This is a genomic window from Candidatus Nitrosopelagicus brevis (assembly GCF_000812185.1).
GTDB classification, from domain to species: Archaea; Thermoproteota; Nitrososphaeria; order Nitrososphaerales; family Nitrosopumilaceae; genus Nitrosopelagicus; species Nitrosopelagicus brevis.
Genome location: NZ_CP007026.1, coordinates 101200 through 122418, shown reverse-complemented (window position 1 = coordinate 122418; position 21219 = coordinate 101200). Strand labels below are relative to the sequence as shown.

Annotated in this window: 22 protein-coding genes; 14 read left to right on the top strand and 8 right to left on the bottom strand. The window is 30.2% G+C overall.

All coding sequences use genetic code 11. The annotated features are described in order from the left end of the window. Window positions 1-5 precede the first annotated feature (5 nt). A complete protein-coding gene (locus tag T478_RS00680) occupies window positions 6-857 on the top strand; it encodes a sulfotransferase domain-containing protein (protein WP_048104395.1) in 852 nt (283 codons plus the stop codon). On the opposite strand, the gene T478_RS00675 is transcribed toward T478_RS00680, so the two are convergent. After that, window positions 854-1963, bottom strand: a complete 1110-nt coding sequence (locus T478_RS00675; protein ID WP_146150881.1) for a hypothetical protein — start codon at window positions 1961-1963, stop codon at window positions 854-856. The two genes, T478_RS00680 and T478_RS00675, sit on opposite strands and share 4 nt — an antisense overlap. A gap of 106 nt (window positions 1964-2069) precedes the next feature. Here T478_RS00675 and T478_RS00670 point away from each other — a divergent pair, with 106 nt between their 5' ends. Next, window positions 2070-3152: a glycosyltransferase family 4 protein gene (locus T478_RS00670; protein WP_048104392.1), complete on the top strand. Its 1083-nt coding sequence runs from the start codon at window positions 2070-2072 to the stop codon at window positions 3150-3152. Window positions 3153-3154: 2 nt separating this feature from the next. Here T478_RS00670 and T478_RS00665 read toward each other — a convergent pair whose 3' ends face one another. Genes T478_RS00665 through T478_RS00655 form a run of 3 tightly spaced genes read right to left on the bottom strand, consistent with a single transcriptional unit; the run spans window position 3155 to window position 6547 of the window. Continuing rightward, complete coding sequence (locus tag T478_RS00665) at window positions 3155-3940, bottom strand: hypothetical protein (RefSeq protein WP_048104390.1); 786 nt, start codon at window positions 3938-3940, stop codon at window positions 3155-3157. Between the two features lie 26 nt (window positions 3941-3966). Continuing rightward, window positions 3967-5187 carry an asparagine synthase C-terminal domain-containing protein gene (locus T478_RS00660; RefSeq protein ID WP_048104389.1) on the bottom strand — a complete coding sequence of 407 codons (1221 nt, stop codon included), beginning with the start codon at window positions 5185-5187 and terminating at the stop codon, window positions 3967-3969. After that, the gene (locus T478_RS00655) at window positions 5180-6547 is read right to left on the bottom strand and encodes a nucleotide sugar dehydrogenase (RefSeq protein ID WP_238573605.1); all 1368 of its coding nucleotides are present in this window, start codon (window positions 6545-6547) and stop codon (window positions 5180-5182) included. Before T478_RS00655 ends, T478_RS00660 begins: the two co-directional genes overlap by 8 nt. A gap of 112 nt (window positions 6548-6659) precedes the next feature. Here T478_RS00655 and T478_RS00650 point away from each other — a divergent pair, with 112 nt between their 5' ends. The 5 genes from T478_RS00650 to T478_RS00630 are packed head-to-tail and all read left to right on the top strand — an operon-like array spanning window position 6660 to window position 11856. Beyond that, on the top strand, window positions 6660-7499 hold the full coding sequence (locus tag T478_RS00650; RefSeq protein WP_052433800.1) for a sugar phosphate nucleotidyltransferase: 840 nt from the start codon (window positions 6660-6662) through the stop codon (window positions 7497-7499). Between the two features lie 25 nt (window positions 7500-7524). After that, a complete protein-coding gene (locus T478_RS00645) occupies window positions 7525-8832 on the top strand; it encodes a UDP-glucose dehydrogenase family protein (RefSeq protein ID WP_048104387.1) in 1308 nt (435 codons plus the stop codon). Window position 8833: 1 nt separating this feature from the next. Then, a complete protein-coding gene (locus T478_RS00640) occupies window positions 8834-9730 on the top strand; it encodes an NAD-dependent epimerase/dehydratase family protein (RefSeq protein WP_048104385.1) in 897 nt (298 codons plus the stop codon). A gap of 1 nt (window position 9731) precedes the next feature. Next, window positions 9732-10796, top strand: a complete 1065-nt coding sequence (locus T478_RS00635) for a glycosyltransferase family 4 protein (protein WP_048104383.1) — start codon at window positions 9732-9734, stop codon at window positions 10794-10796. 1 nt (window position 10797) lies between these two features. Continuing rightward, window positions 10798-11856, top strand: a complete 1059-nt coding sequence (locus T478_RS00630; protein ID WP_052433799.1) for a DegT/DnrJ/EryC1/StrS family aminotransferase — start codon at window positions 10798-10800, stop codon at window positions 11854-11856. Here T478_RS00630 and T478_RS00625 read toward each other — a convergent pair. Next, a complete protein-coding gene (locus T478_RS00625; protein WP_048104381.1) occupies window positions 11853-12803 on the bottom strand; it encodes a glycosyltransferase family 4 protein in 951 nt (316 codons plus the stop codon). The genes T478_RS00630 and T478_RS00625 overlap by 4 nt on opposite strands. 87 nt (window positions 12804-12890) lie before the next feature. On the opposite strand from T478_RS00625, the gene T478_RS00620 reads away from it, so the two are divergent. Continuing rightward, complete coding sequence (locus T478_RS00620; protein WP_048104379.1) at window positions 12891-14240, top strand: MBL fold metallo-hydrolase; 1350 nt, start codon at window positions 12891-12893, stop codon at window positions 14238-14240. A gap of 20 nt (window positions 14241-14260) precedes the next feature. Here T478_RS00620 and tes read toward each other — a convergent pair whose 3' ends face one another. Further along, window positions 14261-15934, bottom strand: coding sequence for a tetraether lipid synthase Tes (gene tes, locus T478_RS00615; protein ID WP_177313225.1), 1674 nt, complete (start codon window positions 15932-15934; stop codon window positions 14261-14263). A 106-nt stretch (window positions 15935-16040) separates the two neighbouring features. On the opposite strand from tes, the gene T478_RS00610 reads away from it, so the two are divergent. From T478_RS00610 to T478_RS07525, 3 genes are read left to right on the top strand one after another with little or no spacing between them, the layout of a single operon-like run. Further along, a complete protein-coding gene (locus tag T478_RS00610) occupies window positions 16041-16808 on the top strand; it encodes a TrmB family transcriptional regulator (protein WP_048104378.1) in 768 nt (255 codons plus the stop codon). Window positions 16809-16863: 55 nt separating this feature from the next. Next, a complete protein-coding gene (locus tag T478_RS00605) occupies window positions 16864-17325 on the top strand; it encodes a metal-dependent transcriptional regulator (RefSeq protein ID WP_048104376.1) in 462 nt (153 codons plus the stop codon). Then, a complete protein-coding gene (locus T478_RS07525; protein WP_146150880.1) occupies window positions 17295-17525 on the top strand; it encodes a hypothetical protein in 231 nt (76 codons plus the stop codon). Before T478_RS00605 ends, T478_RS07525 begins: the two co-directional genes overlap by 31 nt. Here T478_RS07525 and T478_RS00600 read toward each other — a convergent pair whose 3' ends face one another. Continuing rightward, window positions 17526-17945, bottom strand: a complete 420-nt coding sequence (locus T478_RS00600) for a secondary thiamine-phosphate synthase enzyme YjbQ (RefSeq protein ID WP_048104372.1) — start codon at window positions 17943-17945, stop codon at window positions 17526-17528. It abuts the gene before it with no gap. A 172-nt stretch (window positions 17946-18117) separates the two neighbouring features. Between T478_RS00600 and T478_RS00595 the strand changes: the two genes are divergently transcribed. Continuing rightward, a complete protein-coding gene (locus tag T478_RS00595) occupies window positions 18118-18516 on the top strand; it encodes a hypothetical protein (protein ID WP_048104370.1) in 399 nt (132 codons plus the stop codon). 28 nt (window positions 18517-18544) lie between these two features. Next, window positions 18545-19597 carry an mRNA surveillance protein pelota gene (locus T478_RS00590; RefSeq protein WP_048104369.1) on the top strand — a complete coding sequence of 351 codons (1053 nt, stop codon included), beginning with the start codon at window positions 18545-18547 and terminating at the stop codon, window positions 19595-19597. Here T478_RS00590 and cutA read toward each other — a convergent pair. Then, window positions 19594-19905, bottom strand: a complete 312-nt coding sequence (gene cutA, locus T478_RS00585; RefSeq protein ID WP_048104368.1) for a divalent-cation tolerance protein CutA — start codon at window positions 19903-19905, stop codon at window positions 19594-19596. The two genes, T478_RS00590 and cutA, sit on opposite strands and share 4 nt — an antisense overlap. Before the next feature lie 41 nt (window positions 19906-19946). On the opposite strand from cutA, the gene T478_RS00580 reads away from it, so the two are divergent. After that, on the top strand, window positions 19947-21185 hold the full coding sequence (locus T478_RS00580; RefSeq protein WP_238573603.1) for a site-2 protease family protein: 1239 nt from the start codon (window positions 19947-19949) through the stop codon (window positions 21183-21185). Window positions 21186-21219 lie beyond the last annotated feature (34 nt).

The window sequence follows — 21219 nt, the reverse complement described above, 5'->3', positions numbered from 1 at the left end:
GAAAAATGAATCTACATAATACGATTAGAAAATGTTATCATTTATTTGTAAAGAGACATATTTTTGGTGTTACTTCTTCATCTAGAGTTTTACCAGATTTCATAATAATAGGCGCAAAACGATGTGGCACTACATCATTGTTTTCTTATCTTCCAGAACACCCTTCAATTGCAAGATCACATCATGATAATATGGGCTTTTTTAATGATAATTTTCATTTAGGTATTAATTGGTACAAATCTTTTTTCCCAACTATCTCACAAAAGAGAAAAATTGAAAAACAATATGGAAAATTTTTGGCATTTGATGTAACAACTAGATATATGGAAACTAAGATCACTGCAGAGAATATAAAAAAAACTCAACCTGATGTAAAAATTATAGTTATGTTACGAAATCCTATTGACAGAGCTTATTCACAATATAATATAACAGTGAAAGAAAAAACTGAAAAACTTGATTTTGATGAAGCAATAATTGAAGAAATGAAGAGATTAGAAACAGAAATTTCAGAAAAATACAGAGATAGGTCACTTGAATTTCCAAAAGAACACAGACATTATATTAAAAAAAGTTTGTATGCTTTACAATTAAAACCATGGTTCGATATTTTTTCAAAAGAGAAAATTCTTGTATTATCTACAGAAGAATTTAGAGATAATGAAGAGAATATTTACAGAAAAATATTTCAATTTTTAGATATAGCTGAAATTCAAATAAAAAATAAAGTGCATATGGAAAAAGGTGAATATTCACCTATGAATGGAAAAACACGCGATAAATTAAGAGAATTTTTCAAAATACATAATGAAGAACTTTTTGAACTAATTGGGAAAAAATTTGATTGGGAGAATTAAGTAATTTTCTTTATAATAATATCAGATATAGAATTAGATATTTTATGTTGTTTATGAGTATCATCTATTAAAATATCAAAATTGCCAGAGTCAAATTTAGAAAAATATTTTTTCATAGAATCATCAAATAGATCTAAAGAGTTTACTGCAAAACAACATGTATCATATTTGTTAAAAATTTGAAAATGTTCTCTGCCATTTCCAGATGAACTCATTATGTAAAGTTCTAGGTAATTTGCTATAGAATAGAATTCTGGATGAAATTGTTCGTAATCACCTACATCATCTACTACAATTCTTAATGAGAGAGGTAATGAACCTGCTACGGAAAAGGATTTTGTGATTCGAGTATCTAATGCAGGATAAACGGTAGTTGTCCAACCTCCACCAGATATTCCAATCATGTGAAAATCATCAAATGAAAAATTTTCTGACAAGTAATTTAATGTGATGGAAATTGGTGTAAAGAAATAACTCAAACTGGAAAAGTTTTCTGATTCAAGAAGTACAAATTGATTATGTTTGAATAATTTAACTGAGCCAAGATTTTCAATCTCGATTACAGGTTGATTATTTAATCCAATTAAAGGCATGGAAAAAGCAGCTACTGTGAAACCACTATCAAGAAATTTTTCAATAGTTGATTTTCCATTTACAAAACCACCAGAATGACCTTGATGATAGATCATTACATTTCCATTACTTTTTTCAGGTAGGAAAACATAAACAATTGACGATAATTCATGTTCCATTTTTATTGTTAAACGATCAATTTGTTTGAGATTAGAAAGATCACTAAATCTTTTATCAATAATATTTCTGTCAATAGTATTTGGTAACTCTTGTGGTAAAGAATTTGTTTTCCAAATAAATTTGATTAGTTCTTTTCTTTTTTGTTCTATATCATTTGAGTTTTGAAGAGAAATTAAATTATTGATCTCAACCGGGTAAGAATTATAATCTAAATTATAAGATCGTAATTCTAGTTCATCTTTTAAATTATTCAACTCAGAAAAAGGAAAAATTTTGTATAATCCAACATACAATCCTAAAAAGAAAATTATTACAAAAGAAACTAACAAGAAAATTATTAATATTCGATTCATAGGAGAACTTTATTTCTATACATTTAAGCTATGCTGTGATATTTTCAGTATGGAAAAAAGAAAAATTTCTTATCAATTTAAATTAGTTATATTATAAAATAGAGTATTGAGAGTTTTAATTGCATCAGGTGCTGGAGGAGGTACTTCTAAGAAAAGCATTGGGAAATATTTCCATTTAAAAGAATTTGGTGAAGCATTAAAAAAAATAGGACATGATTACAAATTAGTTAGAGAAGTCGATTATGCCAAAGGGTTTCCAAGTAGAAATCTTGGCGATTGGTTTTCTAAAAAAAAATTTAATGATTTAATTAATGATTATGATCCTGATGTAGTTTTTGTGGATAGGCAATCTCATTTTGGTTTAGAAACTATTAAAAAAAATATTCCTCTATTTGTTTATCTTAGAGGTCATTTCTGGATGGAACAAGAATGGGCAAAAAAAACAATATACAAAGGTCTACTAATGCGTACTGTTTTAAATTTACGACAAAAAAATGCTGAAAAAGTTTTTCGTGAATGTCAAGGAATTTTTATGACAGCAGACTATTTGGAAGATGTCATTAAGGAACATATTCCTAATGCAAAAACATTTCATTTTCTTGAAGGATTAGATGCTTCAAGATGGTACCCTGCAAGAGGAATGACGTTGGAACATCCATGTGTAGGAATGTCTCATGATGCAAATTGGTGGGGTAAGACAAAGGAGATGTTGACATTGGATGAAGTTGTGAAAAAATTACCAGATGTGCATTTCTATTGGGTGGGAGATGGACAATATAAAAAACAGATTTTAGATAAACTTGAAAAATACAAAAATTTTCATTATTTAGGTTTTCTTTCCTATCCAGAAAAGATAAGAGAATATTTGACAGAAATTGATGTTTACGCATTACCTACTGGCATGGATACAACACCTCTATCATGTAGAGAAGCTATGGCTATGGAAAAACCAATCATAGCATCTAATGTTGGCGGTATTCCTGAAATGATTTATCATGAAAAAACTGGTCTACTTGTTAACGAAGGAGATCATGAAACATGGATTAATTCGATAAAATATTTAATTGAAAATAAAGATGTTGCAACTAAACTAGGAAAACAATCTAGAGAATTACTTTCTGAGAAATTTAATTGGGATATAGTTGCAAGAAAATTTATTGCTGTTGCAGAAAAATATGTTAAAAAATAGTACTAAGTTTTCAGATATTTTTTATAGATTGATTTTGTGTTTTTGATTTTTTTACTATAAGAGGTATTCATTTCTTTAATTAGATTCAATGTTTGGTTATTAATTAGTTCTAAATTTGGAATTACACAATGCCCTCCAATATAACCAGGATACATTTTGGGTCTATTTCCTAAACGTTTATGAATTTCATCTGAAAAAGTCCACATTTCATCGTAATTAACGTCAAAGTTTTTTGCTATAACATTAGTAATTTGTGAATAATTAATTAACCATCCAAGATATGATGTGTCACATAGAATTTTAGCTAATTCCAAGGTTTCAGGTTTTGTCATTTGTTTAGTCCTTATTCCAGAATTTTTCATTTTTTTGGAGAAAGTTTTGATTGCCCATTGTTTTTTTGGAGCAGAATTAGAGATTGCAAAGAATTTTGTATAATGTTTAAGATCTTTTAACATTCTTTTATGAACACCTCTAGTCGCACTAAAAATTATTGGGGAATTAATTTTTCTTTGAAGTCTCTCTGTTGTTCCAGGAGGAATTGTACTGTGAATTACAATACAATCAGGTTTGAATTTCTTGTTTAATTGAATTAAACTAGAGTCAAATTTTATAGTTACCGGAATTGCTACATGAAGGAAAGATGTTGGTAATTCACTAAGTTTTTGAAATTTATTTTTATTCATTAATTTTTCATTTAGATCATAACCCACAATATTTTCTTTTTTAGATAGGATTTTTAAAATTGGAAGACCGATTTCGCCTAATCCAGCAACAATATCTTTTTTCATTATTATTTTCATTTTTGTATACTAAATTAATCTAATGTAGTATTACTACTCATTTCTTTGGTAATGAATAATCTATACCAAATTTCAAAAGCTAAAATGCCTAAAAATTTGTTAACATATTTCACATCTAACTCCGGAGAATCAATGTGTTTTTGAATCCATTCATTGTTTATCCAACCATCTTTAACTACTCTTGAATCAGAAAGAAATTCTTTACATAATGAATGACCATGAGATTTCCAAAGATTAATTGTGTTAACATTAAATCCTAATTTTTCTGAAGAAACTAAAGAATCATGACCATTCTTTTTTAAGATAGAACGTAATGGTATTTTTCCAATATTTGTAATCTCATCATATTTGTATTCAATTGGAATATGTGGAGCAGACAAAATCAAATCATCATTAAGAATAGGAGTAAGTAAATTCATTTCAAGAGAATTAATTATTCTCGAATTTACAGGATTAAAATTGTACAATAATTTTCCATTGTAATCCGCTAAGAATATTTGTTCTAAATTAGATAAACTGTTATCAAAATAAGGAATAAGTTGTTCATGAATTAAATTCCATGAAAAATTAGATTTTTTTGTAAAAATATCTTCTTGATCAGAAACACGATCTCTCTCATGACATTCTAAATATGCTTTTGTTTTTTCTAATGGACTTGAAGTTTCATTTGTTAATGAAAGAAATTTTTTGTATCTAAAGGTGTAACCACCAAAAAGTTCATCACCACCATCACCTGAAACAAGAAATTTTGAAATAGGTTGTGATGCTTTTGCAACATAATACCAATGTAGATCCCAAAAAGGAAGTTTTATCATGCTAATTGCTTTAGGTAATTCAGATAGATAATTTTCAAGATTAATTATAGTATGATTTGCATCAAATGTATCAGCTATTTTAGATGCATTTTTAGTTTCATCTACACTATTTGCAAATTTTATAGATAAAGCTTCTATTTCAATATCAGGTTTAATTTTTCGTAATAATGATAATACTAATGTGGAATCAACTCCACCACTCAATGCAATACAAATTTTTTGTTTGTCAAATGTCTGTAATTTTTGCTCAATATTTTTACAAATTGATTTTTCAATTTTATCAACATTAGGTTGTTCGTGTATAGATTCAAAATGTTGAAAGTTTTTTGTAGGAAGGTTAGGGATTATAGACGGATCATATCGCAAAGTTAGAATGTTTACAAGAGATAAAGGATTAATTGATTGTGAATTATTATCCACGTCCAAGTCCTCTAAAAATTAAATTTTCATTTTTTGCTGAATTTGGTTCAATTATTCCTCTTGTATCAATTAATATCTTATTTTTCATTTGACTAAATTTTGAGAGTTCTAATTTTTTAAATTCATCATGGCCTGTTACAATAATTGCAGCATCAACATTGGGGATTATATCATCAAGATTTTTTTCAGATTTAATTCCAAAAACATCAACATCTTTAAAATATGGATCATAAATGCACACAGTTACTCCTAACTCTTGTAGTTTTTTAATAATAATTTCTGCAGGAGTTAATTGAATATCTTTGACATTTGGTTTATACGATATTCCAAGAATCAAAATTGTAGCTTCTTTGATATTTTGGTTACATTCTTGGAATCCATCTAAAGTTAAGTTGATTACATGTTCAGGCATTTTTTCATTGATTTTTCTACCTGATTCAATTATACTTAGATTAGAATTTGTTCTTCTTGCAGTATTAAGAAGTTGATATGAGTTGATTGGAAGACAAGGTCCACCTACACCAGAACCAGGATAATGAACTTGAAAATTATATTTCTTTTTTGCTGCTTCTAAGACAATGTTTGTATCTATTCCTAATTTTTCAAACATTAATGCAAGTTCACTAATATATGCAATGTTAATATCACGAAAAACATTTGTTGTCAGTTTTACAGCATTTGCAGTTTTACAATTTGGCATTTCAACTAATTCAACATTAAATACAAAATTGTATATAGATTTGATTATTTGTGTAATATTTTGGTTAATACCTCCAACTAATCTAGGTAAATTTGTAAAATCATGTAATATTTCTCCTGGATTTGCATTTTCAGGACAAACACCAATAAAGAAATTGTCATTTATTTTCAATCTATCAGATTTTGAAATTAATGACACCATTTCATCTTCAATAAATCCAGGTTCAATTGTACTTTCAACAATTACTAAAGAATTAGGGGATAACACTTCAGATAATTTCATACCTACAGTTCGTAATGCAGAATAATCTGGTACATTATTTTCATCCATTGGAGTAGGTAATGATAGAAGCACTAGATCAGAGTTTGGTACAGCTTTTTCAATATTAGTAGTTGCAGAAAATTTTTTATTTTTTATAACGTCATCAAAAATTTTATCATATCCCGGTTCGTCTTTTAATGGAAATTTTCCGGAATTGATATTTTGTACTAAACTTTCATTGATATCTACACCAATTGTTTCTAATCCAGATTTTGCAAAGGATAAAGCAGTTGGAAGACCAATTCTGCCTATTCCAATCACACAAACTTTTAATGATTTTGAGGTTAGTGAATTGGATACAGCCTCAACATTATTCATATTAATTCTTGAATTTGACATGATATCACAGATGCCTGTATTTTCAACCTATTTTTACCTATTATAATTTTGGAATGATAGCTTTTATTCCAAAATTATAAAAGCTTGATGATGAGACAAATAATGAATTTCTGTGACTAAAGTAGTTATTACTGCAGCTGGAAAGGGTACAAGACTATTACCATTTACAAAAGAAATGCCAAAAGAGATGGTACCAGTTTTTTCAAAAGTATCTGTAAATAAAAAAGTGGTAATGCCGTTATTACAATATATTTATGAACAGATGTATTCTATGAATTTTAGAGATTATTGTTTTGTTGTAGGTCGTGAAAAGAGATCAATAGAGGATCATTTCACTCCACATGATGCTTATTTGAAAGAAATATCTGGAGATTATAGAAAATATATGAATAGTTTTTATAAAAAATTAGAAAATTCGCATTTAGTTTGGATTAATCAAAACAAGCCATTAGGTTTTGGAGACGCTGTAAAACGTACAGAAAGATATGTTGGTACAGAAGATTTTATTGTTCATGCAGGAGATGTTGCCATTCTCAGTAAAGTAAAACATCCCATTAAAAGATTAATTGAAGTTGCAAAAAAAAATCCAGAAGCAAAAGCAATTCTACTTTGTAAAGAAATTATAGATCCTAAACGATATGGGGTTCCAACAATAGAAAAAATATCAAATAATTTATTTTCAGTTAAAGAAGTAATAGAAAAACCTGAAAAACCAAAATCAAATTTTGGAATTTTAGCATTATATTATTTTCGATCAGATATTTTTTCAAGCTTGAGAAAAATCAAACCAGGAAAAGGTAAAGAATTTCAACTAACAGATGCAATACAAAATTTAATTAAAGAAAAAAAACAAGTTCTCGCAATTCCATTAAATAAAAATGAAGATGAAATAGACGTAGGCAATGTTGAATCATATAAAAATTCACAAAATATTACATTTAGGAAAGCATAATTTATTGGAAGAGTGATTTAAAAATATGAAAATTGCAATTATTGGATTAGGTTTTGTTGGATTATCATTAACTAGTGTTTTAGCCGCGAAAGGATACGAAACTATTGGAATAGATATTGACATAAAGAAATGTAAAGAAATTTCAGCAGGAAATCCACCATTTTTTGAACCCAAATTAGAAAAAACACTTAGAGAGGGATTAAAAAAGAAATTAACAATAAGTAATGATTTTTCTCTTGTTAGAAATTGCGATTTTATTTTTGTAGCTGTGGGAACACCTCAAAAATCAAATGGTGCAATTGATCTTTCTATGATAAGAAAATCGATTACCAAAATTAGTAAAAGTATGTACAAAAATAAAAAAGATCAGATAATTTTTATCAAAAGTACTGTAACACCAGGAACTATGAAAAATGTAATTTTACCAATATTAGAAAAAAATTCGAAGAAAAAAGCTGGTAAAGAATTTGGATTAATATCAAACCCAGAATTTTTACAAGAGACTAGTGCAATAAAAGATACAAAATTTCCACATGCAGTAGTTCTAGGTGGTTACAATACAAAATATATGAAAAAGGCCAAACACTTTTTTTCTAAATTACACCCAAATACAGCAATAATAATTACAAACCATCAAACTGCAGAAATGGTCAAATATGCAAATAATTCATTTCTTGCAACAAAAATTAGCTTTATCAATCAATTAAGTAATATTTGTCAGAATATTCCTGAAGCAAATATTGATGATATTTCAAAAACAATTGGGTTAGATCAACGTATTGGAAAATTATTTCTTAATGCAGGACCAGGATATGGAGGTTCATGTCTTCCAAAAGATATGAAAGCACTCATAAATTTTGCAAATGATATTGGAGTAAAGCCATCACTTCTTAATGCTGTAGAAGAAATCAATACAAAACAACTAGAACAAATTATAAAATTAGTTGAAAAGAAACTGAAAGGTATTTCTTCAAAAAGAATCACAATTATGGGTACTGCATTTAAACCAAACACAGATGATGTGAGAGATTCCATATCAATTGAATTAATAAAAAAACTTTTGAAAATGAAAGCAAATATAACAATTTATGATCCTAAGGCAATAGATAATACTAAAAAAATATTTGATAAAAAAATTACATACGAGGATTCTATGATTCGTGCTTTAGAAAATAGTCAATGTGCAATATTTATGACATATTGGAAAGAATTTGAAAAAATAAACAATAAATCAATAAGACTAATGAAAAGAAAATTAATTATTGATTGCAGAAGAATATTTTCTAAAAAAAATATGAATGCAGAATATTTTGCATTAGGAATAGGAAAATAAATTGAAATATGTAGTGACAGGAGGTGCAGGTTTTGTAGGAAGCTATCTAGTTAAATTATTAGTTAGAAAGGGGCATCAAGTTATAGTTATTGACAATTTACATAAAGGAAAAAAAGATAATTTAGAATCAGTTCTATCAAAAATACAATTTGAAGAGATTGACATTAGAGATTATGCAAGTTTAGAGAAAATTCTTTCGAATATTGACGGTGTTTTTCATCAAGCAGCATTAACAGTTGTACAAGATTCCTTTGACAGGCCAGAAGAATATCATGATGTAAATGTTATAGGGACTGAAAATATATTCAGATTAGCGAAAAAAAATAATTTCAAAGTAGTATATGCAAGTAGTTCAAGTGTTTATGGACATAAAGAAACTATGCCTATCAATGAAGATTCAGAAAGAAATCCAATTAATCCATACGGTCAGACAAAATTAGATGACGAATTTTTATTTGAAAAATATTCAAAAATGGGAGCTAAAATTATTGGTTTAAGATATTTCAATATTTTTGGAAAAGGTCAAACACTTGAATATGCAGGTGTTATCACAAAATTCATTGATAGAATAAATCAAAAACAACCTCCAATAATTTTTGGTGATGGGACTCAAATACGCGATTTTATTTACGTGGAAGATGTTGTTATGATGAATTTATTATGCATGGAAAGTCACAAAACAGAATTATTAGTAAATGTGGGAACAGGAGATGCAATTTCAATATTAGAATTAGCAAAAATGATGATAGATGTTTCAGGATTAGAAATGCAACCGATTTTTGATGCTCCACTCGAAGGAGATATAAAAATGAGTCAAGCAGATAATAAATTAGCAGTAAAATCTTTCAATTGGAAACCAAAAAAAGATCTTCGTAAGTGGTTAACGGAGATATTATAAAATGAGATTATTGATTGGCGGATCAAGTTCAAAGCTTTTTCATTTAAAGGAATTTGCAAAGAATTTAGAAGAAAAAGGAATAACGTGTAAAGTTATTTTGGATTCTGATTACGCAGATGGATTTCCAAGTAGAAAAGTAAAAAATTGGTTTAATTCAAATAAAAAATTTAAAAATTTAATTGAAGAATTTAAGCCAGATATTATTTTTGTAGACAGAACAAGACACTTTGCATTAGAAGCATCAAAAACTAACATTCCATTGGTAATTCATTTGAGAGGTGATCACTGGGCAGAAATGATTATGGCAAAAGAAACATTATACAAATCTGCAGGAAAGAAAATAGCCATAAATAAATGGGATGAAATAGGAGAAATTTGTTTTAATGATTCAAAAATGATATTTCCAATTTGTAATTATCTTTCAGAAGTTACTAAAAAAAGATATAAAAAAAAATCTATAGAAACAATGTACCAAGGAATTAATTCAGATAATTGGTTCCAAAAAAAAGGAATGGAATTAAAACATCCATGTGTAGGAATTTTACAAAGTGCAACAATTTGGGAAAAAACAAAAGAACTAATGATTCTACCAGAAATTTTAGAGAAAATGCCTAATGTGGAGTTCTATTGGGCAGGAGATGGGGTTTATAGAGATAAAATTCTTCCATTGTTAGAAAAATATGAAAATTTTCACTGGCTTGGCTCATTAGAATATCCAGATAAAGTGAGAGAATTTTTAACAGAAATTGATGTTTACACATTAATCAGTGGAATAGATATGTCACCACTTACTCTACAGGAAGCTCAATTAATGGAAAAACCTGTTATTGCAACTAATGTTGGAGGAATTCCCGAATTGATGAAAGATGGAGAGACAGGATTCTTAATTGAAAAAAATAGTTCAAAGGAATTATTTGAAAAACTTTCAACATTATTAAACAATTTAGAGGATGCAAATAAAATGGGTAAGAAAGGTAAAGAATTTGTAGAAAATAATTTCAATTGGGATAAAATTTGTAATGATTTTTTAAATCACTTAAAAAAACATAATATAGGATATAATTAGTATGAAAATTCCATTTTTTATTCAAGAGTTTACAGTCGAAATGGAAGAAGCTGCAATTCATGCATTACGAAATGAATCATTTGTAGGTGGAGAAAGTGTCTCAAAGTTTGAAGAAGAGTTTGCAAAATATACAGGTACAAAATATGCAGCATCTGTTAGTTCTGGAAATGGTGCATTACAAATTTCATTGATGGCATTAGGAATAGGAGAATCACATAAGGTCATTACTCCAACAAATTCATTCATCGCTTCAGCAAATTGTATCAGAATGACAAATGCAAAACCAATTCTTACAGATATTGACATGGATGATGGAGGTATAGATCTATCAAATAATGAAAATAATGTAAATGCAATTATTCCTGTTCATATTTATGGTAATCCTTGTGATTTTGATTCGGTCAAATCGTTTGCAGAAGAACAAAAAATTCCAATTATAGAAGATGCATGTCAAGCACATGGTGCAGAATACAAAGGAAAAAAGGTCGGTAGTCTTGGTGATATAGGTTGTTTTTCATTTTATCCAACAAAAAACATGACAGTTGGTGGAGATGGAGGAATGACTACCACGGATGATGAAGAGATTGTATTAAAAATTAAATCAATTCGTGATAATGGTAGAAAAACAAAGAATGAGTTTGATAAACTAGGATTTACAATGCGTCTTAACACAGTAAATGCTGCAATCGGGAGAGTACAACTAAAACATCTTGATGAAAAAACTGCACGAAGGAGAGAAATTGTATCTATTTACAGAAAAAATTTGGTGCAAGATTGTATTTTGCCTGAAAATAAAGATGGAAAATCAGTTTATCATCAAATTGTAATAAAACATGAAAAAAGAGATGAAATACGTAAAGAGTTAGCAGATAATCAAATAGGTTCTGCTATTTATTATGAAACACCAATACACAAGCAGCTAATTTATCAAGAATTTGGATATGAATTACCAAATAGTGAAAAATTCTCAAAAAAGATATTGTCTCTTCCTTCATATCCACAACTCACAGATGACCAAGCTTTAGAAATTTGTGAACATGTGAACAAGATTATCAGTTAATCCTTTAACAAATCTTCATAGAATTGAACATATTTTGGTAATATAACATCCCAAGTCATATTATTTTTTACAAATGTATTTCCATTAGTAGCAAGTTTTTCTGATTTTTCTCTGTCAGATAATAATTCATTAATTGCTTGTGCTAGTTCAGATGGATTTTCAGGTGGAACTATAATTCCGGTTTCATTATTTTTTATCAATTCTGGAATTCCTCCAACATTAGTTCCTATTACTGGAACGTTAAGATAAAATGCCTCCTTAACGGTTGTAGGTAAACTTTCCATTCTAGATGGAACCACAACTATACTTGATGATTTTATAATATGCATTGCTTCTTCCCATGAACGATCAGTACAATATACAACATTTCCATTAATTTCTGATTCAGCCTCTTTTAGAATATCAATTCCTTTTTCACGACTATCACGTCCAACATATGCTATTTGATTTTTAATTTTTTTAACAGAGCCAATTTTATTAAACATGGTTGTATCCAAAGGTGACGGTAAATACTCAAATTCAATATCAAATTTTTCTTTGTATAGTTTTTGCGTTGCTTTTGAGTCTGTAGTTAATTTATCAGGCCATTGTAAAACCTGTGATTGTGCATTTTTTGCAATAGATGAAACTGATTTTGAATGTAATGTATCAACCTGATCACTAAATACCCCATGAACTGATAGAACTTTCTTTTTTCCTTTTGCATATTTCATTGCATATGCTGATGGAATGTTAAATCCATGAACTATGTCGTAGAATTCCCTATCAAACATACTCTTCAAGCTACTTAAAACAGCAAAGCTTGGGTTTTTCATATTCTTTATCGGAATATGAGTAGTTTCCATTTTTTTGACTTCATGACCATTTTTAGTTAATTGCTCAGCTAACATTGCAGCATGACCACCAATTCCACCAGAGAATCTAGGTGAGATGAATAAGAATTTCATTTTGAAATTTCTTAACAAGTGAGTTTTTAAGCTCTTGTATACATTTCATATGATTAATTTTAATATCTAAAATTTTAATTAAAAAAAGTGAAGATAACATATCTAAATTCTGCATCTGTCTTAATTGAGGACAAAAATGTCAAAATTTTATGTGATCCTTGGTTAGATGGAGAAGAATATTTCGGCTCATGGGGAATTTATCCTCCATATGATTTTAGACCAGAAATATTTGATGATGTGGATTTTATTCATATTAGTCACATCCATCCAGATCATTGTAGTTCATCTACATTATCGAAGTTAAATAAGAAAATTCCAATTATCATTCACAAGTTTCCTGAAAAATTTCTTAAATCATTTCTCGAAAATCTTGGATTCGATGTAATAGAATTAGAACATAATAAAAGAACGAAATTAAAAGAAAATGTTCACATCAATGTTTTAGCAGCAGATGATTGTAATCCAGAAATTTGTGGAAAATTGATGGGATGTAATGTTTTAGAAAAGAATTACGGAACAACACAGATAGATACACTATCAATAATTGATAACGGTAACGAAGTAATTGTAAACACAAATGATTGCCCATTTCCAATTGCAGAGAAAACATCGTTGAAAGTTAAACAAATGTATACAAAGATTGATTTTCTTTTGGTGGGATATGTGAAAGCATCATCATATCCTCAATGTTTTGATTTAGATAAATCAGAAAAAATGAATGAGGCCATCATTAAACAAGAAAAAAAATTGCAAACAACACTACAATATGTAAATTTATTCAAACCTAGACATTTTATGCCCTTTGCAGGACGTTATACACTAACAGGAAAGAATGTAGATCTTAACAAATATCGTGGAGAACCAGAATTAGAACAAGCATACGAATATCTTGTAAAAAATATTCCAGAAAATGAATCAAAGTGCGTTGTGTTAAATCATGAATGTAATTTTGATATTTCAACAGGGAAACAATCACAGGAATTCATTCCTGTCGATTTTGATGAGAAATCTAATTTTGTTTCTTCTGTATTTTCAAAACAGAGATATGAATATGAAGATGAACCCATTCCATCTGAACAAGATTTAATTAAATTATTGCCAATTTGTTATGAAAACTTTGAGAAGACAAGAAAAAGTATCAATTGGATATCTGAAACTAAAATAATTCTAAAAATTAATGATAATTCATTTGCTATAATTTCTTGTAATGGAAATGGTTATGAGATATGTACTGCAAAAGAAATTCAAAAATTTAATCAATTTTTGATGATGACTCTCGATAATAGATTATTAAGATGGATTTTACAAGGACCTCGAAAAGCACATTGGAGTATTGCAGACATAGGTTGCCACATTACATACAAAAGAGTTCCAAATACATACGAACGAGGGCTATACTATTGTTGGAATAATTTCTATTCAAATAACTATAGTTAGAATGTTTTTTTGAAAATTAATTATTGAGCGCCCATTGCTTGTTCTGCTTGGTGGAACATCTCACTCTTTGCACATCCTGCTGCAAGTTCGTCACCTGCACCTCTTCTCATAAGACCTCTGTAAAGACCGTCTTCAAGTTTTACACCTTCACGTTGTTCCCATTCCTCAACAGTGATAGAATATTTCTTTTGGATTCTGTCTCTGTACCATTCTGGAATTACATTGAATGCACAGAATGGAATAATTCTAAGGTCTGGAGTAACATAGTGAATATCACATCTTTGTAATCTTTCTAAATCTTCATTGTATTTGTCTTGGAAGTGCATCATTCCTAAGAATAGGCCTTTGACGTGCCATGAACCTACTGCTTCAAATGATCTCTTCATCAAGATATTTCCAAACATCTTTGCCAAGTCTAATCCGGCTGGTTGGTTTTCTTTATTGATGAATCCTTTGAGTTTTCTTACAACTTCAAGCATTGTAAAGTACTTGTTTGCACCAGAACGAATTTGTTCTGCTTTATCTTCAAACAATTCTAACATACCTTGAATATCACAGAATCTTGTCATTGGGACAAGTTTCTTGGTGTCTGCATCTTGGAACACATAAGCTCCTGCTCCACATGCAAAGTGAATAGATAATTCGTATTTTGGTTTACTTGAAAATGCTTCAATTACGTTTGTCAATGGCATACAACTTGGTACTGGATACCAATCATCAACAGTAACTTGACCTTCAGTTTGTTCTTCGATTCTTTGTATACAATCAGGTACTGTGATTCTATATTTTTCACGTTCTGATTTTCCCATTCTTCCAGTTAGTGATACTGGTTGGAAGTTTACTGCATGAACAACGTCCAAGTTCTTTTGTGCATATCTGATAATTCCTCCTAATTCATGATCATTAATTGATTTGATAACAGTTGGAACAAATACAACAGTTGTTCCGGTTTTTCTACAAGTGTCTAGTGCATATGGAATTTCCCAGTGGTTCTTTGGATTTGTTCTTGCAGTTACACCGTCAAAGCTAAGATACAAGTTGTTACAGCCTGCCATTCTTACTTCACGTCCTGCTTCTGGATCCATTGCGTGTCGAATTCCATTTGTATTCATTTGAATATGTTCAACACCTTCTTCTTTCATAATTTTGATTAAATCTGCAATATCTTCTCTAAGCATTGGTTCACCACCAGTAATTTGCATAGAGTTTCCTGGGATTGGTCTTTCTGATCTTAATGTTTTCATCATTCCTCTTACTTGATCATGATTTGGTTCATACATGTAAGCACCTTCTAGTCCTTTCTTGACATAGAAGAAACAATACCAGCAAGTAAGGTCACATCTATTTGTAACAATCATGTTTGCCAATCCACTGTGTGACAAGTGATTTGAACATAATCCACAGTTGTTTGGACAAGAACACTTGTCTTCCATAATTACATTTGGAGCATGTGCACCTTTTCCGTCAACCCAGTATGTACTGAATTTTTTATACATATCATAAGAACCGAAATAGAGTTCCTCAGTTTCACCATGTGTTGGACAAACTTTGGACATGAAGACTTTGCCTTCTCTTTCAAAAACTTCAGCATCTAAAATCATGTTACAATCAGGGCAAATACTTTGGGTGAATCTAATAGTGGATTTCTTACCCTGAGTTTTTGATGACTGATTGGATATCTGAATTAGAGCCATTAACTAATTCTTGGAAAGTTAGTATATAATCCCACTCCTACTAACCACCGGATGAATTAGGGAACGATCATAGTCAACTTAAATAGAGAATTCAGTAATTCTGTTCGTGAGTATTTCTGATAAAACAAAGAAATCATTAGAGAAGATTGGGTTAACTAGCTACGAAATTCGAGCTTATACAACATTAATCAAAGATGGAGAAAGTAATGCCTCAGAAATTAGTCAAAATTCAGGAGTTCCTTATTCAAAAATTTATGAGATTTTAGGTACATTGGAGGAAAAGGGATGGATTGGTTCTGATGATTCAAGACCTACAAAATATTTTGCAAAAGCCCCATCAAATGCATTAGAAACAACAAAACAGAACGCAGATACTATTTTTTCAGAAAACAAAAATGTCATTTTATCAGAATTAATTCCACTTTATGAAAAAACCGGTACTAGTGAAAAACCAGATATCTGGTTTATTTCCGGTGCAATGAACATTGTTTCAAAAATTATGGAAATGGTCGAACACTGTAGAGAAGAAGTAATGATTGCAGTTCCCCAAGCAGGAGAATTGATTGTCAAACAAGCACTTCCAAAACTTAGACAATTACACGATAAAGGAATTAAAATTACAATTCTCATCTCAGATGAATTTGATAAAGACTCTATCAAAGCAATTTCTCGAGTTGCAGATGTTAAAGTAAAAGGGGGATTGTTTGGAGGAGGCATAATTTCAGATAAAAGATATGTTGTGATTTTACTAGGTCCTGAAATTAGTAGCTCTACTTCATCAGAAATAGTGGCAATTTGGGCAGATCATGCAGGATTAGCAGGATTTGCAAGAGAATATTTTGATTTCTTATTAAAAGATGCTAAAAAAGCATAATTTCAATTGTTTAGAAATGTTGAAAATTTATTAGCTTTGAGAAAATAGATTATGCATGGATGCAATAGATGAAGAAGTCCTGTTTGTAGGAACTGCAGAAGCAGAACATACAGAAATGTATCTTAAAGCAGTGTGGCATATTAGGGAAAAAGGCGACGATGTTAAGATTAGTACCATTGCAAAAAGACTGAATGTTCGTCAACCAAGCGTTGTACAAATGTTAAAAAAATTAGCAGAAAGAGATTTGGTTACATACAACAAGGCTGGAGTCACACTAAAAGACAGTGGTGAAAAAGTTGCATCCTCAATGATCAGAAATAGTCGCTTACTTGAAGTGTTGATGGATAGTGCATTAAAGATAGATATTGATGAAGAGATGGTTTGTGGAATAGAACATCATATGAATAAACAATTTACAGATGCATTGTGTATTATGTTAAAATGTCCTAGTAAAAGTCCTCGAGGTAGAGATATTCCAATGGGAGAATGTTGCAAAACTACAAGAGGAGCAGAATAGAAAAAGAAGATATACTAAGTGGATTTGATAAGATTATGGCATGTTTCTGTGGATGTGAAGAATTTGTGAAAAACCCTAATGGAAAGATTATGGGTTGTGTGAAATGTAATCACGGTAGACAAAATCATGATAATGAATGGCGTGCAGCTGCAAGATCAAACACAGAAGGATCACAGAAACGTGATACCGACTTTGGTTAATCATTCACCAATAATTTTTACTAGCACTCTTTTGTTTCTTCTACCATCAAATTCACCATAAAAGATAGTTTCCCAAGGTCCAAAGTCTAATTGGCCATTAGTTATAGCAACCACAACCTCTCTTCCCATCACCTGTCTTTTTAGATGCGCATCGGCATTATCCTCTCCAGTATCATTATGACGATAATGATCAATTGGTTCGTGAGGTGCCAATTCTTCTAACCATTTTTCATAATCATGATGTAGACCACTTTCGTTATCATTTATGAAAACACTAGCAGTGATATGCATTGCATTAACTAGACAAAGTCCCTCTTTGATTCCACTTTTGACAACTAATTTTTCTACATCTGGTGTAATGTTAACAAATTCTCTTCTTGATTTTGTTTTGAATGTCAAATATTCAGTTAATGATTTCATAGATAATTCAGAAAATCATATCATAAAAATTCTAAGTTGCAGACTCAGAACTCAAGATCCTAATCATCTAGTCATAGGATAGCGTACATCACAGTCTACAGTAAAAATTTAGAATAATCATACTTGAATCTTTCAACAAGCTTGATAAGTGAGATAGATTTATTGAAAAAAAATGGTAGAGATAGACGCACCTTCATCACTTGAAAGCTTTCGAAGATTCATCATAGCTAGCACATGTAGTTCATTTGCTCCAAGAAGTTATCTTGAAGATCCAGAGGTTTTTGCAGAAAGAGAAGATAGTTTAGGTTCCATTTACGTAGAAGCCGCAGACAAAGTTACATTGAAAAAAATTAGAGAAATAACATTTGTTAATGCTAAAGATGTCTTAGGAGTTATTTATTCATCAAAAAGCGGAAACACCAGTCTAAAATGGAGACAAACTAGAAAGAATACCGGCAAAGTAACAGGTGAAGCATCTTCAAATTCATTAGTTAATTTGGCAGAAGGCGGAGTCATAACTCTTGAGTGGGTTGAAAAATACGTACAACAAAAACAAGAAGAATCAAACTAGTTATCTTTTAGAGAATTTATAAAAAAATATGATTACAAAAACTCTTGATGAAAATACAATTTCATTAATGCCTGAAGATTCTGATGATTTACTGACTATCAGAAGAATTTTAAAAATTGATGACAAGATTATTGGTGAAACAACTAGAGTAATTAAACAAGACAAGGAATATGCACGACCAGATAAAGGAGAAAGAGTTCATGTACGACTTGCAATCAAGGTAGAAAAAATTTCTCTTGATAATGTTCTAGACAGAATTAGAGTTGGAGGTACAATTTTGGAATCAAATAATGAATCAGTTCCACATGGAACGCATCATTCTTTTACAATAAAGATTGATGAAGGATTCAATCTGGTAAAGAAAAAATGGAGCGGTGTTGAAAAGAAACTTGCAAAATCAAAGGGAAAGAAAACAAAGTTCATTCTAATTGCAATAGATACAGGAGATTGTGGAATTGGACGATTGAAGGGAACACATTTGCATCTATTACCAAATATGTATTCGGGTTCAAGCGGAAAGAGATACAAATCTAGCTTTAAAATTGAAAAATTCTTTGACGATGTGGTTGGAGCGATAAGTTCAGTAGTTGAAAAAGATAATTTTGTAATAGTTTTTGGTCCTGGTGAGACAAAAAAGAAGTTTTACAATTATGTGTCAAAAAAGCCAATTGCAGACAAATGTAAATTCAAAGTAATAGAGGGAATTGATTCTGGAGGAGAAGATGGAATTCATGTTTTTACTAAATCAGATGCAATGAAAGAAGTGATGGCAGATACTAAACTTGCTAAGGTTTCACAAATAATTGATGAAGTAATGTTTTTGGCAAACAAACAAAGCAAGAAATTTTCAATGGGTATTGAGGAGACAAAAAAAGCAAATGAAGCAGGTGCGATAGAATCTCTAGTGTTTTCAGAAAAAGCTATTCAAGATTCAGATGAACAGGAGATTATTGATTTCTTAAATGATGTTGAATCTAAAGGAGGAGAAATTTTCAGTGTAGACAGTACTATTGACGCAGGATTAAGAGTTTCAGGCTTGGGTGGAATTATTTCATTGTTGAGATTTCCACTAGAGTATTAGATAGTGGAATCGATCAACCAATCAAGATATGGCTTATTCATAGAATTTACATTGATTTCAGCAATTTCTGGAACATCATAGGGATGTAATTTTTTAATTTCATTTTTGAGAGTTTTTTCATTTTTCTTTGTAGTTTTAAAAATTGCCAAATATTCTGAATCATTTTGAATTTTACCTTTCCATGAATATACAGAATCAATTTTTGTAATATTTACGCACGCAGCAAGTTTCTTTTTGACTAGTGCATTTGCAATCTTTTTTGTTACAGTCTTGTTAGGAAATGTAGAGACAATTATCACTGGTTTCATAGGAAACGATAAATTGCCGAGACTAAAAAATTTTCTTTAACTTGGAACTAAATTTCTTAACAGATAATGCAATTATTTACGTACTCATAGCTTGGGTTGCTATTTTTGCAGTAGCCAAAGGTCTCAGATTAGAAAGATACGGATTCTCAATAAAACCATATAGTCTAACCTACAAAAATTACAAGGTTCAAGATGCACTAGTCAGATTACTAGGAAGAACAAGAAGAGGGGTTCGTGTATTTGCAGATGTTAGTGTCATTGCAGGATTTATCATGATGGGATATGTTTTCTTCTTTTTGTTTTTGAATATTTCAAATTACTTTGTAGAACCAGATGAATTTGCAGAATTGACTGTTCTATTACCAGGTGTCACAATGACATCTGCTTCAGCTATAATGTACTTTTTACTATCAATTCCAATTGTGTTAGTAATTCATGAAGGTGCGCACGGAATTGTTGGGGTTTTGGAAAAGATCAATATCAAAACAGGTGGATTTGCAATTTTTATAGCAATGTTTGCAGGATTTGTAGAACCAGATGAAGAGCAGTTTAGTAAAGCAAAAAAGATTTCACGACTCCGTTTGATTGGTGCAGGCCCAACTTCAAACGTAATTTTTGCTTTCATTTTAGGAGCAATTTTACTAACAAACCCATTATTTGCAATGGGATTAGGAGGAGTACCAGGTGCAGAGCCACTTGTAGATGTATTTTATGAATCAGCTGCAGCAGGAGTTTTAGTACTTTCAGTAATTGACGGCGGAGGTGCACAACAAGCAGGTATTCAACAAAATGACATGATCATTAAAATTGATGACGTGAATATTGCGTCAGCTACGGATTTACAAGCGAATCCAGTTGAACCAGGCGATACAGTCAATGTAACTGTACTAAGAGATGGAAGCGAGATTGTTTTTCCTGTAACAATAATGGCATCGCCTGATGATCCTGAAAGAGGATTAATCGGCATCATGCGAAATGATATGGGTCAACTTCCAGAACCAATTTTCAACTTTATTGACTGGAACTTAGACACCTCATTTGGTTGGCAATTTTCCTGGTTCTTGTTGTGGTTATGGATGATTTCATTTTTTATTGGAATAATCAACATGTTACCATTACCAATTCTAGATGGTGGAAAATTCATTCATACCATAATTGAAGGAAGAATTTCAGAAAAAACAGTAAATGGAATAATGATGGCAGTTTATGCAATCTCATTCATAGTGTTTGGTCTCAATATCGGACTATCATATGTCAAGTCAGGTTGGTTCACAATCTAAAGAATCAGATATTAAACTCAAACATATTCTCCAA